A 15,625-nucleotide genomic window follows, 5' to 3' on the forward strand; every position below is an offset into this window, starting at 1 on the left:
CGGCGGGTGTTAAGCCCGCCGCGAGTGTTAGAGCACTACGCCCGCAAAGGCGGCGGAGAGCAAACTCACCAGCGTTGCGCCATAGACCAGGCGCAGACCAAAGCGAGAGACCACGTTGCCTTGCTTCTCATTCAGCCCCTTTATTGCCCCCGCCACAATGCCGATAGACGCAAAGTTAGCAAACGACACCAGGAACACCGACAAAATACCCAGGCCACGCGGCGTCATCCCGGCGGCAATCTTCTGCAACTCGATCATTGCCACAAATTCGTTAGCCACCAGCTTGGTCGCCATTATGCTGCCCGCGTGTAATGCGTCAGACAGAGGAATGCCGATAAGCCAGGCCAGCGGGTAGAAAACATAACCCAGAATCTGCTGGAAGCTGATGCCGAACAGCGAAGAGAAGAGGGCGTTAACGGCGCTGATAAGCGCGATAAAGCCAATCAGCATCGCCAGAATAATCATTGCCACTTTGAAGCCTGCCAGAATGTATTCACCCAGCATCTCAAAAAAACTCTGCGACTCGTGCAGCTTCTCCAGCTTGACCTCTGCTTCGGCATCCGCCCGTGTGGGGTTAATGACGGTTAAAATAATAAACGTGCTGAACATATTCAGCACCAGCGCCGCCACCACATACTTTGCGTCCAGCATGGTCATATACGCGCCCACAATGGAAAGCGAGACTGTCGACATCGCGGTGGCCGCCATCGTAAACAGACGGCGTGAAGAGAGGTCGCCCAGAATGCCTTTATACGCGATAAAGTTTTCCGACTGACCGAGGATCAGCGAACTGACAGCGTTGAAAGACTCCAGTTTGCCCATGCCGTTCAGTTTTGAAAGCCCGGTGCCAATTACCCGGATGAACAGGGGCAGAATTCGCCAGTGCTGCAAAATGCCAATCAGCGCTGAAATAAAGATAATCGGACAGAGCACACCGAGGAAAATAAAGGCCAGCCCTTTTTCACCCATTCCACCAAAGACGAAGTTGCTGCCTTCGCCTGCAAATTTCAGCAGAACGTCGAAAAAGCCGGAAACATATTTAACAAGCGTCAGGCCGCTCTCGGCATGGAGAAAGAACCAGGCCAGGGCCAGTTCAATGACCACCAGTTGCAAAATAAAGCGCAGGCGAAGCACGCGTCTATCAAAGCTCACCAGCCAGGCGAGCGCGAGGATCACTACCAGCGCCAGCAGAAAATGTAGAAAGTTAATCATATCGGGAATGTTTGCAGGTAAATGGGCGCTTATTTAGCCACACTGTCAGAAGTCAGTAAACAGAAAGTTAAAGTTTTGTAAGCAAAAATACTTCACTATTTCAAACACTTCTGCATAACGTCATCAGGCCTGATGGTTAGCCTGCTAGCCATTTACATCCAGTTATCATTCTCTGCATTTTTCGCTTGAGTTTCCGCTTTTCGTAATGATAATCACTATCAAAGAAGTTTACTTTTCTTTTCAGTAATTGACCTTATATGACGCAGGGGCGTTCTCATGTTTGTGCCATTTCTCATTATGTTACGTGAAGGCCTCGAAGCGGCGCTGATCGTCAGCCTCATTGCCAGTTATCTCAAACGTACCCAGCGTGGCCGCTGGATAGGCGTGATGTGGATTGGTGTATTTCTTGCCGCCGCCCTCTGCCTGGCGCTCGGCATCTTCATTAACGAAACCACGGGCGAGTTTCCACAAAAAGAGCAGGAGCTGTTTGAGGGGATCGTGGCGGGGATTGCGGTAGCGATCCTTACCTGGATGGTGTTCTGGATGCGTAAGGTGTCGCGTAACGTCAAAGTGCAGCTTGAGCAGGCGGTAGACAACGCGCTGGCGCGCAGTCATCACCACGGCTGGGCGCTGATCCTGATGGTGTTTTTTGCGGTCGCACGTGAAGGGCTGGAATCGGTCTTCTTTCTTCTGGCGGCATTTCAACAGGATGTGGGACTCTGGCCACCGGTTGGCGCCATGCTGGGGCTGGCGACTGCCGTGGTATTAGGTTTCCTGCTCTACTGGGGTGGCATCAGACTGAATCTGGGCGCGTTTTTCAAATGGACCAGTTTGTTCATTTTGCTGGTGGCGGCAGGGCTTGCCGCGGGTGCGATTCGTGCCTTTCACGAGGCGGGACTGTGGAACCATTTTCAGGATGTGGCGTTTGATTTGAGCAATGTGCTGACAACCCACTCTCTGACCGGCACGCTGCTGGAGGGTATTTTCGGTTATCAGGAAACCCCGAGCGTCAGTGAAGTGTTTGTATATTTCCTTTATCTCATCCCGGCGCTGGTGCTGTTTATGTTGCCGTCGCGTGCGGGTGTACAGCCGTCCAGCGCCTCGCGCTGAACATCGTGCCCGGTTTAATTTTAGTTACAACATACTTATTTAAGGGAAGGGTCATGGCAATTCATTTTCGTCGTAGTGCGTTACAGGTCAGTGTTGCAGCGTTGATCGCCTGCGCGTTCAGCGCCCAGGCGGCGGACATCCCACAGGTCAAAGTCACCGTGACGGATAAACAGTGTGAGCCGATGAACCTGACGGTAAACGCAGGTAAAACTCAGTTCATCATTCTTAACCACAGCCAGAAAGCACTGGAGTGGGAGATCCTTAAAGGGGTCATGGTGGTTGAAGAACGTGAAAACATTGCCCCCGGTTTCAGCCAGAAACTGACGGCAAATCTGCAGCCTGGCGAGTATGAAATGACCTGCGGGTTGCTCACTAACCCGAAAGGCAAACTGGTGGTGAAAGGTGACGCGACGGCGGATGCGGCGAAGAGCGAAGCACTCTTGGGTCTGGGCGAGGCAATTACGGCCTATAAAGCCTATGTAACCACCGAAACAGCGGCCCTTGTCACGGGTACTAAAGCGTTTACCGACGCGGTAAAAGCAGGGGATATCGAAAAAGCCAAATCCCTGTACGCCTCCACCCGTCAACATTATGAGCGTATTGAGCCCATTGCTGAACTCTTCGCCGATCTTGATGGCAGCATTGACGCCCGCGAAGATGACTACGAGCAGAAAGCCGCTGACCCGAAATTCACTGGTTTTCACCGCTTAGAGAAAGCGCTGTTTGGTGACAACGCGGTAAAAGGTATGGATACCTATGCTGATAAGCTCTACACCGACGTACTGGAGCTGCAAAAACGCATCAGTGAACTGGCCTTCCCACCGTCAAAAGTGGTGGGCGGGGCGGCTGGCCTGATCGAAGAAGTGGCGGCGACCAAAATCAGTGGTGAAGAAGATCGCTACAGCCATACTGACCTGTGGGACTTCCAGGCGAACGTTGATGGCGCACAGAAAATTGTCGACCTGCTGCGTCCGCAGTTGCAGAAAAACAACGCCGAACTGCTGGCAAAAGTGGATGCTAACTTCAGTAAAGTTGACGCTATTCTGAAGAAATACCGCACCAACGATGGATTCGAAACCTACGATAAGCTGACCGATGCCGACCGTAACGCCCTGAAAGGCCCGATTACCACGCTGGCTGAAGATCTGGCGCAACTGCGTGGTGTGCTGGGTCTGGATTAAGCATCATGACTGAAAAACAACACAATGACGCCGTCCGTGAACCTTCACGACGTCGTCTGTTAAAAAGTATGGGCGCGCTGGGCGGCGCGCTTGCCTTTGCCGGAGGCTGTCCTGTGGCGCATGCGGCCAAACCGCAGAGTGCGCCCGGCACACTTTCCCCCGATGCACGCATGGAAAAACAGCCGTTTTACGGCGTGCATCAGGCCGGGATCCTCACACCTCAACAGGCGTCGATGATGCTGGTGGCGTTTGATGTACTGGCAGCAGATAAGACGGATGTCGAGCGTCTCTTCCGCTTGTTAACTCAGCGTATTGCCTTTTTGACCGAGGGCGGGCCTGCGCCCGCTACCCCTAATCCGCGCCTTCCGCCAATGGATTCCGGTATTCTTGGCCCTTATATCGCGCCGGATAACCTCACCATTACGGTTTCGCTGGGGGCGTCGCTGTTCGATGAGCGCTTTGGACTTGCCGCTCAGAAGCCGAAGAAGCTGCAAAAAATGGCGCGTTTTCCTAATGATTCGCTGGATGCGGCACTCTGTCACGGTGACCTGTTAGTGCAGATCTGCGCAAATACTCAGGATACGGTCATTCATGCACTGCGCGACCTCATCAAGCACACACCGGATCTGCTGAGTGTGCGCTGGAAGCGGGAAGGTTTTATCTCTGACCATGCAGCACGCAGTAAAGGCAAGGAGACGCCGGTTAATTTGCTGGGCTTTAAAGATGGTACGGCTAACCCGGACAGCAGTAACAACGCACTGATGGATAGCGTGGTGTGGGTCACCGGAGAGCAGGACGAGCCTGCCTGGTCGGTGGGCGGGAGTTATCAGGCGGTGCGCATCATTCAGTTCCATGTCGAATTCTGGGATCGCACCCCGTTAAAAGAGCAGCAGACCATCTTTGGTCGCGATAAGCACTCAGGCGCGCCGCTGGGGGGGAAAAACGAGCACGATGAACCTGATTACGCGAGCGATCCTGATGGTGAAGTGATTGCCCTCGACAGTCACATTCGTCTGGCCAATCCGCGTACTGCCGAAAGCCGCTCCAGCCTGATGATGCGTCGGGGTTATAGCTATTCCCTCGGTGTGACCAACTCAGGGCAACTGGATATGGGACTGCTGTTCGTCTGTTATCAGCATGACCTGGAGAAAGGGTTTTTGACCGTTCAGCAGCGTCTCAATGGTGAAGCGCTGGAAGAGTACATCAAGCCGATTGGCGGCGGATTCTTCTTTGCACTACCCGGCGTGAAGGACACGTCGCACTATCTGGGGCAAGCATTGCTCGAAGCCTGAACAATATCCTGCCCGAATCCGGGCAGGATAATCTCTTATCTGTTGCGGCTGCTCGCACTTTTTCTGCCATCAAAACATCTTTTTTTCGTATGAGAAAGTATCTGTTATTTTTCTGTAATATTGATAAACGACACTTTTACCCAGTGCAGAGAGGTTAAAGTTCGTTATATTTAAGTAAAAATAATGTTGCAATTTTGATTTCTTCTGGTGTACTTAAACAAGAGCGGTAGTTCCCGGTAGTCAGTGAAAAGCCTTCACTATGGAGATCGCGGATGGTCAGGTCCGGTACTGGACATAAAGACAAAAGTTCTCGTAAAACCCGGCACGGGGAGGCATTCTCCGGCAGCGATCTTCTCGCCCCTAATTTTTATTCAGCAGTGATAATCCCTCTTTCTACCGACATGACAGGCGATGATGGCTGTCGTTCTGCTATGTCGATTTTAAAGGCAAGCCAAGGCTTACAAGGAAGCCAACCCTCAGACGTTTGTGCGCATAATCGCGTCAGTAACGACGCGTGTGATGTAAACCAACAACTCAAGGTGCTATCCATGGGAAGACAAAAAGCAGTGATCAAAGTTCGTCGTGAAGCGAAACGTGTGCTGAGACGGGATTCACGTAGTCATAAACAGCGTGAAGAAGAATCGATCACCTCGCTTGTGCAGATGAGTGGCGTAGAAGCAATTGGCATGGCACGGGACTGCCGTGATAATTCCCCGATTGCTGCCCGGAACGAGGCTCAGGCGCACTACCTGAATGCTATTGAGAATAAGCAACTGATATTCGCAACCGGTGAAGCAGGTTGCGGTAAAACATGGATCAGCGCAGCGAAAGCGGCGGAAGCCCTGATTCATAAGGATGTGGACAGGATCATTGTGACCCGACCGGTTCTGCAGGCCGATGAAGATCTCGGCTTCTTGCCCGGTGATATCTCAGAGAAGTTCGCACCCTATTTCCGACCCGTTTACGATATTCTGGTTAAACGTCTGGGCGCGTCCTTTATGCAATACTGCCTGCGACCAGAGATTGGCAAGGTAGAAATCGCGCCGTTCGCCTATATGCGCGGACGTACATTTGAAAATGCGGTCGTTATTCTCGACGAGGCTCAGAATGTGACCGCTGCGCAAATGAAGATGTTTTTAACGCGCCTCGGGGAGAACGTGACGGTCATTGTCAACGGTGATGTTACTCAGTGTGATCTGCCCGCTGGAGTAAAATCTGGCCTGAGCGATGCGCTGGCACGTTTTGAGGAAGATGAAATGGTAGGGGTGGTGCGTTTCACTAAAGACGACTGCGTCCGCTCCGCGCTCTGCCAGAGAACGCTCAAAGCATACGATTAACCTGTTTGCTGACGATAAAGCCCGGGAAACCGGGCTTTATTTTTTGTATCGATGAATCCCGACAGTGCTGTCGTCTGTGCGAACTATTATATATTCAAACTCATGTATGCTGGATAGCGTTATTGCCGAAAAAGAATATCCATTATCAAATCCGCAATATCGAGCCAGAATAAATAGCTTTTCAGCATTTTTTGTTTTGACGAAAATTGTAGGCAGGGGAATTGCATGATGGACTTTTCTCATTATCACTGAAAATTTCATTACATCCTTTTGTTAAGGCTCTTGCTGCTTCTCATTTAAAGTTTGTGAAGCTCTCCGGATACCACCAGATGGAGAAGCGTAGGACAACGGTTCACACGATAACCTCAGCGGTTCTATTTCTGACACAGGATTCAGGGGATACCTATACGGATTCAAACCACCCGCCAGCCTAATTGGATCCGGCGTGATATACCGTTCCTGATGCGGGTCGTAATAGCGGTGGCGGTAGTAGTGCAGGCCGGTTTCCTCGTCAGACTGCTGGCCCGGCAGGCGCAGGTGTTATACCACCACTCTGTTAGTTCATATAATTTATAATTTCAATCAAAGCCATTGCTTATTTTTTCTTAGGAGTGATGAAATTGATTTCGAATATATTCCTAATAAGCATTGGGAACATTCTAGATTTAGATAATAAATTTAATTTTTATTTAAAAATCTAATCTTGATTGAATTGGGATGTGATCCATCCCTTTAATTTTATGTTTTTTTCTTTACTAATAATTAATGAGAAATCTTTTGCATAAAAGTCAATATACCCAACATCATCGCAGAAGATCATTTTAAAATAAGTTCTTTCTTTATTCATTATTTCCTTTTCTAACCTATAAATATATAGGCAGTCTGCACGATAGTTATTTTCGCTCTCTCGGCCAGAAGATATATTGAAATTGAAGCTGCTGACAAAATTAAAAATCAGCTTGGCGGGGCTAATGTAAAATATTATATTATTGTCGATGGCTGAGAATTCACTACCCACCTCGTAATCGATATCAACTATAAGATGAGGTGGAATTAAAAGTTGACTACTATCAAAATTGAACCTCACACCCCATACTTTATTATCATGAAGATTGATTGTAGAACCTTCGCATCTGCAGTTCAAATTTTTCATTTATCTATACCCAGTTTTAAAAGTATATCATCTTTAAATTTAGTCTATTCTTGATTTATCAAGACTAGACTTGCTCTTTCAAAAGCTCAATGTTTGAATTGATCAGATTTCAAACATTTCTAATATGCAATAGGCTCTATTTTTCATGGAGTTGCTATACCACATCCTCCAAATGCATGTTTTTGAAGATGACATTTACATGATGGATAAGGTTCCTGATTATTAGTCTGAAAGTGCCAGTGGATTTGTGAGCCAGTCCTTGCTTTACAATTACCATGATCGTGATCGTGATCGTAATGCGTAGTCTTATTAAATTTTTCCCCGGCCGGAGGCTCACATGATGGGCAATCCTCTTTATCATTAAAAGTTTCATTTAACCATTTTGTTAAGGCTCTTGCCGCTCTGTCATTTAAGGCTTGTGAAGCATTCCAGACACCAAAAGATGGAGAAGGTTGAGATAACGGTTCATCCGATAACCCCAGCGGATCCACCCCCATAACCGGATCCAGTGGATACGCATACGCATTCCATCCCCCCGCCAGTCCAATCGGATCCGGCGTGATATACCGTCCCTGATGCGGGTCGTAATAACGGTGTCGGTTGTAGTGCAGGCCGGTTTCCTCGTCATACTGCTGGCCCGGCAGGCGCAGAGCCTGCACCAGACCGTGCGGGTTATTTTCACTGAGCACATTCCCCCAGGCGTCGTATTCCGCTGACCAGTCTGTTTTTCCGTCATGGCTGATGAGCGCCAGCGGCAGGCCGCGGTGGTCGCAGTGGTACAGGTGGAGAGTGCGCTGCGGGGTGTGCACCGGCTCCAGCTGGTTCTGCATCCGCTCTGCCATCAGACCACACTGTGCCAGCCACTGCTGACTCTGTTCGCTGAGGTGGCCACTTCGCAGTTCGCCTTCAAGTCTGTCCAGCAGGGTGACCAGTTCTGACGGGAAGGTGACCCCGCCGTCCTGCTGCAGCTTTTCGGCCAGGCTGCGGCGCAGGGATTTGTTCAGCTCATCCGTGGTGGTTGTGATGCGCAGCAGGGGTGTGAAGCTGCCCGGAAGGTACACCGTCTGCATACGGGTGGTGTCCGTCTGCGTGGTGGTGAGGCGGTTGCCGTCCCAGCCGTACCAGACGCGGGTGGCCCGCTCAGGGCGGCCGTCACGGGGTGTTTCCCGCACCACTTTGCCGGTGCGACGGCCCAGCGGGTCGTACAGGTAGCGGGCGCTGGTCAGGGTGTGGTCCTGCTGACTGCGGGTGTACTGTACCAGCCGGTGCTGGGGGTCATAGTGATACCGGTGACAGTGGCTGCCGCCGTCGCGGATAAGGCGCTCGTCCCGCCCGGTGAATCTGCCATGGTCGTCATGATGGTAAAAATTTTCCGCATCCCCGCTGATACGGTTGTCCGGCCACACGGCGGGCAGGGCGGGGTATGCGACCCGGTCAGCCAGACGGTTGCCGGCCGGGTCGGTGGCGTAATACCGTAACAGGTCGTTGTGCTGTGCGCTGATGAGCCGCCCCGTGTCGTCATACTGGTAGTGCTGGTCCGCGTTTGCCTGGCTGATGCGCACCAGCTGACCGTTGTCGTTATAGCCGTATTCCCGGTTCAGCACCGGGTCACTGAACGTGTGACTCAGCAGCTGCCCGCCGGCGCTGTAGCGCGTGCTCTGCTCATACGCACCAAACTCACGCTGCGTTTCCCGGTGCAGGTGGTCGCGGGTAAAGCTGATGAGCGGGGTCTCCCCGAGCTTCATCCCGGCCAGATGGCCGCTGCCGTAGGTGAGCCATTCCACGGGTGGCAGACGGTCCGGGGTGGTCCGGTTCGCCAGCCCGTGGTGGTGGGCGTGTTTTGTGACGTGCTGCCAGAGCAGGGCGTCTGTCTGCGGGGCATGGACGGTCTGACGCTCGCGGCACAGGCGACCGTTTTCATGATAGTCGTAGTGCACGGCAACGCGGTGGCCTTCACTGAGGTGGCTGATTTCTGTCAGCCAGCCCAGGTCGTTGTACTGCCACTGCTCTGCCGGTTCACCCGCCACGGTGCGGTGGCTGAGCCGGTCCGACGCATCATAGTGCCACCGGGTCACAAGGCCCTCATCCTCGCTGCGGATAAGCTGACCAGTGGCGCTGTAGTGGTAACGCTGCGTCCGGCCGTCAAAACCGGTCTCCTGCACCCGCCTGTCCAGCGCATCATACGTGAAGGTTGTGCGGCTGCCGTTCTCGTTGACCAGCCCGCTGACGCGCCCGGCCGCATCGTATTCCATCCGCCGCGTCAGCCCGCCCTGCGTGGTGCTGACCGGGCGTCCGGCGGCGTCGTACTCCGTGGTCTGTGTGCTGCCGTCCGGGTGAATCACGGTGGTGAGGTCGCCCGCCGCGTTGTAGTCATACTGCGTCTTATGGCCTGCGGCACCGGTATGGCAGACAAGCCGGCCCCGCGCATCATACTGCCAGTGAAGGCTGAGCCCTTCCTCCTGGTGCAGCGCGGTGAGCTGACCGAAGCGGTCGTATTCATAGCGGGTGACACAGCCCGAGCAGTCGGTGAGGGTGAGCAGCTGCCCGTAGCGGTTCCGGGTCATCTCCCGGCGGCTGCCGGTGGGGCCTTCGGTGGCACAGGGCCATTCGCTCTGCGGATTGTCATAAAAATAACCGGTGATATCGCCACTGCGGGAGGTTTCCTGTATCAGGCGACCCGCGTCGTCAAATTTTTGCAGGCTGCGCAGGCCGTCCGGTCCGGTGGTGCAGATAAGCTGACGCTGGCTGTTGTAGCTGAAGCGTACTGACCTGCCGTCCGGCATGACGATGTCCGTCACGTTACCGGAGCCCACATTCAGCCGGTATTCAGTTCTGCGCCCGGCGGCATCGGTCACTGCCAGCAGTCGCCCGGCATTATCAAATTCACGGGTCAGCGTGCTGCCGTCGGCCTTTTCTTCTTTAATTACCCGTTTCAGACCGTGTTCGCCTTCGGTGTGCAGCACCTCCCGGCGGTGCAGGGAGTCGGTGATGACGACAGCATTTTTTTCATAGCCATAGGTGTAGCTCAGCCCGGCGGGGTTGTGCTGCTCCGTCACGCGCCCGGCGGCATCGTAGCGGTAGGTGACGGGTGGTCGTCCGGCATGCCGGTGCGCGGTCATGCGCCCCGGATGGGTATGGTCATACGTGAAATGGCGCACCGCGGTACCGCTGCGGTCATACACCGCCGCCAGTTCGCCGCGCGGGGAATAGGTGTAGCGGACCAGCGGCAGCGCGGGAAGATTGTCGGGGTATACCGGGTCATGGGTCAGCCACACCGCCGCCAGGCGAACGCCGCTGTCGGTGCCGGGCAGCGTCTGCGGATATTCAGATACCCTGATATCTGACGCGGTCGTCTGTTTACGCGCCGCTTCCGCCCGCTGCGCCTGCGTGGAGAGTTCAAGCCGGAAGCGACGTCCCGCACCGTCGGTGACGGCGGTGATATGCCCGGCATAGTCTCCGTCGGCATCCCGGTGAAAGCGCAGTGTACGCCCGAAGCGGTCCGCCAGCCCGGTCAGCACCCGGGACGGGGGCAGCGGCGCGGGTAACACGTCCTCCACGCCCGGAACACGCTCCGGCCAGCCGAGCAGCCACCACGGCCCCTGGGCACTGTTGGTTGCCAGATAAAGATGCGGGCTTATCCGCAGGGCTTCCGGCAGGGTCTGCCAGAGCACATGCAGCACGTTGCTCTCGTGCAGTTTCAGCGCCCCGCCACGGGCGAGCCACAGGGATTCGCTGCGGCTGAAGGCGGTCTCGCCGGGCATCAGCGGGTCAAAGTGAAGACTTCTGCCGCCGTTGTCATTAAGGATCAGTGCATCATCATGCAACTGCAGGCGGATATCGAACGGGGCTTTCCAGCCGGGGCCAAAGAGACTGACTGGCGCAGGGGTTCGGGTCTGATAACTGCTGTAGGCACGGGTGAGCACCAGCCGGGCCTGACCGCAGTGCAGTTCGAGATGTTCACCTGCGGAATAGACGGCCACCTTACCGGTGGCTTCGGTTTTGCTTTTACCCACCGTAAAGGTGACGTTTTCTCCCAGGCTGACGTCATACCCTTTGCCGACAAGCAGGGATTTATGTATGCCTACCTGTGAGGACTGCAGCAGGGCAACGGATGTGTTCATCACGCCCCCGACTGTGGTCTGGAAGGCCATACCCACCGACAGGGCGCGTATGACGCCAACGGTTTCTGCCTGGTTCAGCCCGACGGTAATGGACTGGTTAAGACCGACAGTTTCCTGCTGATTAAGCCCTATAGCCTGGACCTGATTCTGCCCGACGCTAATCCGCTGGTTATGACCAATGGTCTCGGTGTGGTCCACCTTCACGTCCGTGGTGCGGTCCGGGTGAAAACGCACCCGCACGCGGCCGTATGCCCGCCGGGTAAACATTTAGTCGCATCACAAGTTCTGGACTAAGAAAGTTAACCAATAGTGACTGTACCGCTGCCGATAATCACACCGCCGCAGTTAACAGCATCACCCGTTCTGGCCGCGGGCAGACCATCAATAAAAACCGTACCAGAACCACTGGCTATTTTTCTTGGATGGGGAGGGTGTTTGGGTTTGGCATGGGGTTCGAGTGGATCTCCTTTTCGGGCTGCAGGGAGACCATCGATAAATACGCTGCCTGAACCGGCAGTAATGACAGTTTCACGATAACCATCATGCTGAGTACCTTTGTCTAAAATTTTTGCAGCCAGTGGCATATTTTTCTCCAGTAAGTGTTATTAGTCGATACTGTTTTTTTTTAATCAATCCCAGTGATCTTTTCGTGGCCATTTCACTTAAAGGTGTTTAGCAAATTTTACTCCTAATGATCGTTTTCTGATTGACCACCCAATGCGGGATTATGGGGTTCTGAAGACAATAATGTCATAAATCTTAGTGGCGCAATAAGCCTGTTGAATATCCAGCAGGCAGTGCAGTTCCTGGGGGAAGTGGTTAGTAGATATAGTGAATACCATCATGATTGATGATAGCGAGATAGCCAAAAAAAATAAAAATCTTGAAAGGATATATGACTCTTTTGCTATCGGCCTTTAAATATAAAATCTGACATTGCGTGTTATATTACAGGGATAAACTCCCCATCAATTAATAAAAAGACATGTGCATAAAAACCCATAAACTCCTTGCCATCTTTATCCGTATATTTATATGTCAGTGGAGAATAGGTCGGTTTCGATTTATTATACATTCGAACCATGCGCCCCTTATTCATGACTCGAATATCGTAGTCCTCCACTTAATAGGAAGCAGCGTTGCTCTTCCACCCTCTAAGCCATCTTTTGCAAACTGTGATAAAAATATCTCATCTTCGCTGTCACCGGTTGTTCTGGACCATGCCTCCAATGCTGTCTTGCCGTATATTTTCAAGCGATTTCGATCCCGGCTATTGATAATAGTCGCCATCTCACTGTAAGCAGTCCGTAACTTTTGAATCTGCTCCCTGCTCCCTGCTGCCTGTGAACGGTTCAGCTTTAAACCATGCCCATTCTGGAATGCCGCTTATCATTACTTTCTGTTTAAAACGGTAGATTTCCATTCTTTGTGGGAAAAAGGTATTATGGAAATAATAAAGGTCAAAGTGTCCAGGAATGACTTGCTCTGCCAGAACTTTTTCCCGAGTGATAGTACGTGAACTGTCAGGCTGTGCTTCCGGTAAACCTTGTGTGTTGATGGTCACTTTTATTGATGAAAGCGTTTGTTTTTCCTGTCCGTTAAAACGCACCAGTTCCAGACTACAGGCTGACTGTGGTTCGAAATGATCTCTCTCTTCTGTAGCTAATGACTTATCAGAAAACCAACCCAGAGCGCCAATCTCCAGGCTGATTTCATTCTCACCGTTTTCCATCAGCATTAAAGCGTTGGTGCTGGAAATCCCACCTCCTCGTCCCCGCCATGCAGATTTGCGGTTGTCAAAACCGATGACATCATTAGTTTTGATTGCACAGTAGGCTTGCTGGATATTAAATAGACTTCATATTTTATGTGGCTCATTACTTGAATATACTGCTAACGACATAATACCTCCTGCTAGTATCATTGCTGGGGTGATATATTTTAGTTTCATATGCTTTTTCGGATTTGTGTCATTCCAGCATGCCGTGTATTATTATCATTGTTTACCCCCCCCCCAAAAAAAATTAGAGGGAGTGCAGTAAATACCTTTTCAGTATTGATATAATACCGTAACCGTATTTGTTATTTTAGATAACAGGAATGAACTTACCATCAATTAGTGAGAAAATCGGTGCATAATAGTTCATGGCTTCATCCCCGTCCTCATCGATATACTTATATGTAAGGGGTGAATAATTAGGTTTTGATTTATTATAGAATTGTACCATACGTCCTTTGTTCATAATCCGTACTTCATAATCCTCCCATTTAATGGGAAGAATCTTAGCTTCTCCACCTTCAAGTTTATCTTTATTATACTGCGATAATAGTATTTCATCTTCACTGTCACCGGTTGTTGCAGACCATGCTATCAGCGCTGTCTTGTCATATGCTTTAAGACGGTTTCGATCCCGGCTGTTAATAATTATCGCCATCTCACTGTAGGCACTCCGCAACTTTTGAATCTGCTCACTGCTGCCCGTAATAGTTTTGGCTTTAACCCATGCCCATTCTGGAATGCCGCTTATCATTACTTTCTGTTTAAAACGGTAGATTTCCATTCTCTGTGGGAAAAAGGTATTATGGAAATAATCAAGGTCAAAGTGTCCAGGAATGACTTGCTCTGCCAGAACTTTTTCCCGAGTGATAGTACGTGAACTGTCAGGCTGTGCTTCCGGTAAACCTTGTGTGTTGATGGTCACTTTTATTGATGAAAGCGTTTGTTTTTCCTGTCCGTTAAAACGCACCAGTTCCAGACTACAGGCTGAATGTGGATCGAAATGACCTCTCTCTTCCTGTGATAGTTGCTCATCAGAAAACCAGCCTAGTGCGCCAATCTCCAGGCTAATTTCATTCTCGCCGTTCTCCATCAGCATCATTGCATTGGTGCTGGAAATGCCTCCCCCTTGCCCTCTCCATGCAGACTTACGGTTGCTGAACCCGGTAACGTCATTAGTCTTAATGGCGCAATAAGCCTGCTGGATATTAAATAGACCTCGTATTTTATGTGGTTCATTGTTTGAAAGTATTGCTAATGACATAATTCCCCCTGTTAATATCATTGCTGAGGACATGTATTCTAGTTTCATATTCTTTCTCGAATCCGTGTCACTCCGGTATAACATACATTATTATCATTGTTTTACTTCTCCTCAATTAGAGGGAGTGCTGCAAATACAATTCCAATGTTGATGTAATACCTTAATAACATTGGTTATGTCAGATAACAGGAATGAACTTGCCATCAATGAGTGAGAATACGGGAGCGTAAAAACCCATGAAATCTTTTCCTTTTTTGTCTATATATTTATATGTTAATGGAGAGTAATTAAGTTCTGACTTATTGTACAATTGCACCATTCGTCCTTTATTCATAACCCTGATGTTATAATTTTCCCATTTGATTGGAAGTATCATCGCTTGCCCTTCTTCCAACTCATTCTTTGTATATTGAGATAATAATATTTCATCTTCGCTGTCACCGGTTGTTCTGGACCATGCCTCCAGTGCTGTTTTGTCGTATATTTTCAAGCGATTTCGATCCCGGCTGTTGATAATTTCCGCCATCTCACTGTAGGCCGCCCGTAGCTTTTGAATCTGCTCCCTGCTGCCTGTGAACGGTTCAGCTTTGACCCATGCCCATTCCGGGATGCCACTCACCGTCACTTTTTGCGTAAATTGATAGAGTTCCATTCCTTGTGGAAAATAGTTCTTATCAAAATAATCGGGATCGATATGTCCAGGTATGACCTGCTCCGCCAGAACTTTGGTCCGGGTAATGGGATGCGTGATGTCAGGCAATGCCTCAGGTAGTCCTTGCAGGCTAATGGTCACTTTTATTGATGAAAGTGTTTGCTTTTCCTGTCCATTATAACGCACCAGTTCCAGACTACAGGCTGACTGTGGTTCGAAATGTCCTCTCTCTTCCGGGGATAGTTGCTTATTAGAAAACCAGCCTAGTGCGCCAATCTCCAGGCTGATTTCATTCTCACCGTTTTCCATCAACATTAAAGCGTTGGTACTGGAAATTCCACCACCTCGTCCACGCCAGGCAGAATCACGATTATGATATCCGGTAACGCCATTGGTCTTAATGGCGCAATAAGCCTGCTGGATATTAAAAAGACTGCGCACTTTATTGGGTTTTCCATTGGCGAATACTGTCAATGTCATAATGACTCCTATTAATATTATTGCTGAAATGATATATCTCAATTTC

11 protein-coding genes and 1 pseudogene are annotated in these 15,625 nt (G+C 50.8%); 4 read left to right on the plus strand and 8 right to left on the minus strand.

What is annotated here, in order from left to right; genetic code table 11:
* Positions 1 to 27: 27 nt before the first annotated feature.
* Positions 28 to 1,212 carry a NupC/NupG family nucleoside CNT transporter gene (locus tag M1D91_RS08715; RefSeq protein ID WP_437434455.1) on the minus strand — a complete coding sequence of 395 codons (1,185 nt, stop codon included), beginning with the start codon at positions 1,210 to 1,212 and terminating at the stop codon, positions 28 to 30.
* A 276-nt stretch (positions 1,213 to 1,488) separates the two neighbouring features.
* On the opposite strand from M1D91_RS08715, the gene efeU reads away from it, so the two are divergent.
* The 4 genes from efeU (at position 1,489) to phoH (ending at position 6,132) form a co-directional block, all read left to right on the plus strand.
* Entirely contained in the window at positions 1,489 to 2,322 is an 834-nt protein-coding gene (gene efeU, locus M1D91_RS08720; protein ID WP_437434454.1) for an iron uptake transporter permease EfeU, read from the plus strand.
* Positions 2,323 to 2,375: 53 nt separating this feature from the next.
* Positions 2,376 to 3,503: an iron uptake system protein EfeO gene (efeO, locus tag M1D91_RS08725; RefSeq protein ID WP_437434453.1), complete on the plus strand. Its 1,128-nt coding sequence runs from the start codon at positions 2,376 to 2,378 to the stop codon at positions 3,501 to 3,503.
* A 5-nt stretch (positions 3,504 to 3,508) separates the two neighbouring features.
* Positions 3,509 to 4,795, plus strand: a complete 1,287-nt coding sequence (efeB, locus tag M1D91_RS08730) for an iron uptake transporter deferrochelatase/peroxidase subunit (protein ID WP_437434452.1) — start codon at positions 3,509 to 3,511, stop codon at positions 4,793 to 4,795.
* A 548-nt stretch (positions 4,796 to 5,343) separates the two neighbouring features.
* A complete protein-coding gene (gene phoH / locus M1D91_RS08735; protein WP_437434451.1) occupies positions 5,344 to 6,132 on the plus strand; it encodes a phosphate starvation-inducible protein PhoH in 789 nt (262 codons plus the stop codon).
* A 291-nt stretch (positions 6,133 to 6,423) separates the two neighbouring features.
* On the opposite strand, the pseudogene M1D91_RS08740 reads toward phoH, so the two are convergent.
* The 7 genes and pseudogenes from M1D91_RS08740 to M1D91_RS08770 all read right to left on the minus strand — a co-directional run.
* Positions 6,424 to 6,669: pseudogene (locus M1D91_RS08740) on the minus strand (RHS repeat-associated core domain-containing protein); the annotation flags it as partial.
* A gap of 160 nt (positions 6,670 to 6,829) precedes the next feature.
* Positions 6,830 to 7,285, minus strand: a complete 456-nt coding sequence (locus M1D91_RS08745) for a hypothetical protein (protein WP_437434450.1) — start codon at positions 7,283 to 7,285, stop codon at positions 6,830 to 6,832.
* Positions 7,286 to 7,428: 143 nt separating this feature from the next.
* Positions 7,429 to 11,673, minus strand: a complete 4,245-nt coding sequence (locus M1D91_RS08750) for an RHS repeat-associated core domain-containing protein (protein ID WP_457976173.1) — start codon at positions 11,671 to 11,673, stop codon at positions 7,429 to 7,431.
* A 32-nt stretch (positions 11,674 to 11,705) separates the two neighbouring features.
* Entirely contained in the window at positions 11,706 to 11,990 is a 285-nt protein-coding gene (locus M1D91_RS08755; RefSeq protein ID WP_437434572.1) for a type VI secretion system PAAR protein, read from the minus strand.
* 707 nt (positions 11,991 to 12,697) lie between these two features.
* Entirely contained in the window at positions 12,698 to 13,144 is a 447-nt protein-coding gene (locus tag M1D91_RS08760; RefSeq protein ID WP_457976175.1) for a hypothetical protein, read from the minus strand.
* A gap of 349 nt (positions 13,145 to 13,493) precedes the next feature.
* Positions 13,494 to 14,495 carry a hypothetical protein gene (locus M1D91_RS08765; RefSeq protein WP_457976177.1) on the minus strand — a complete coding sequence of 334 codons (1,002 nt, stop codon included), beginning with the start codon at positions 14,493 to 14,495 and terminating at the stop codon, positions 13,494 to 13,496.
* A 130-nt stretch (positions 14,496 to 14,625) separates the two neighbouring features.
* Positions 14,626 to 15,579, minus strand: a complete 954-nt coding sequence (locus M1D91_RS08770) for a hypothetical protein (RefSeq protein WP_437434569.1) — start codon at positions 15,577 to 15,579, stop codon at positions 14,626 to 14,628.
* Positions 15,580 to 15,625 lie beyond the last annotated feature (46 nt).

This window comes from Enterobacter sp. SA197, assembly GCF_054131575.1.

Coding starts and splice junctions, on each gene's coding strand:
- M1D91_RS08750 (WP_457976173.1), bottom strand. CDS start 11,673: ATGTTTACCCGGCGGGCATACGGCCGCGTGCGGGTGCGTTTTCACCCG.
- efeB (WP_437434452.1), top strand. CDS start 3,509: ATGACTGAAAAACAACACAATGACGCCGTCCGTGAACCTTCACGACGT.
- M1D91_RS08760 (WP_457976175.1), bottom strand. CDS start 13,144: ATGCTGATGGAAAACGGTGAGAATGAAATCAGCCTGGAGATTGGCGCT.
- efeU (WP_437434454.1), top strand. CDS start 1,489: ATGTTTGTGCCATTTCTCATTATGTTACGTGAAGGCCTCGAAGCGGCG.
- phoH (WP_437434451.1), top strand. CDS start 5,344: ATGGGAAGACAAAAAGCAGTGATCAAAGTTCGTCGTGAAGCGAAACGT.
- efeO (WP_437434453.1), top strand. CDS start 2,376: ATGGCAATTCATTTTCGTCGTAGTGCGTTACAGGTCAGTGTTGCAGCG.
- M1D91_RS08715 (WP_437434455.1), bottom strand. CDS start 1,212: ATGATTAACTTTCTACATTTTCTGCTGGCGCTGGTAGTGATCCTCGCG.
- M1D91_RS08765 (WP_457976177.1), bottom strand. CDS start 14,495: ATGAAACTAGAATACATGTCCTCAGCAATGATATTAACAGGGGGAATT.
- M1D91_RS08745 (WP_437434450.1), bottom strand. CDS start 7,285: ATGAAAAATTTGAACTGCAGATGCGAAGGTTCTACAATCAATCTTCAT.
- M1D91_RS08770 (WP_437434569.1), bottom strand. CDS start 15,579: ATGACATTGACAGTATTCGCCAATGGAAAACCCAATAAAGTGCGCAGT.
- M1D91_RS08755 (WP_437434572.1), bottom strand. CDS start 11,990: ATGCCACTGGCTGCAAAAATTTTAGACAAAGGTACTCAGCATGATGGT.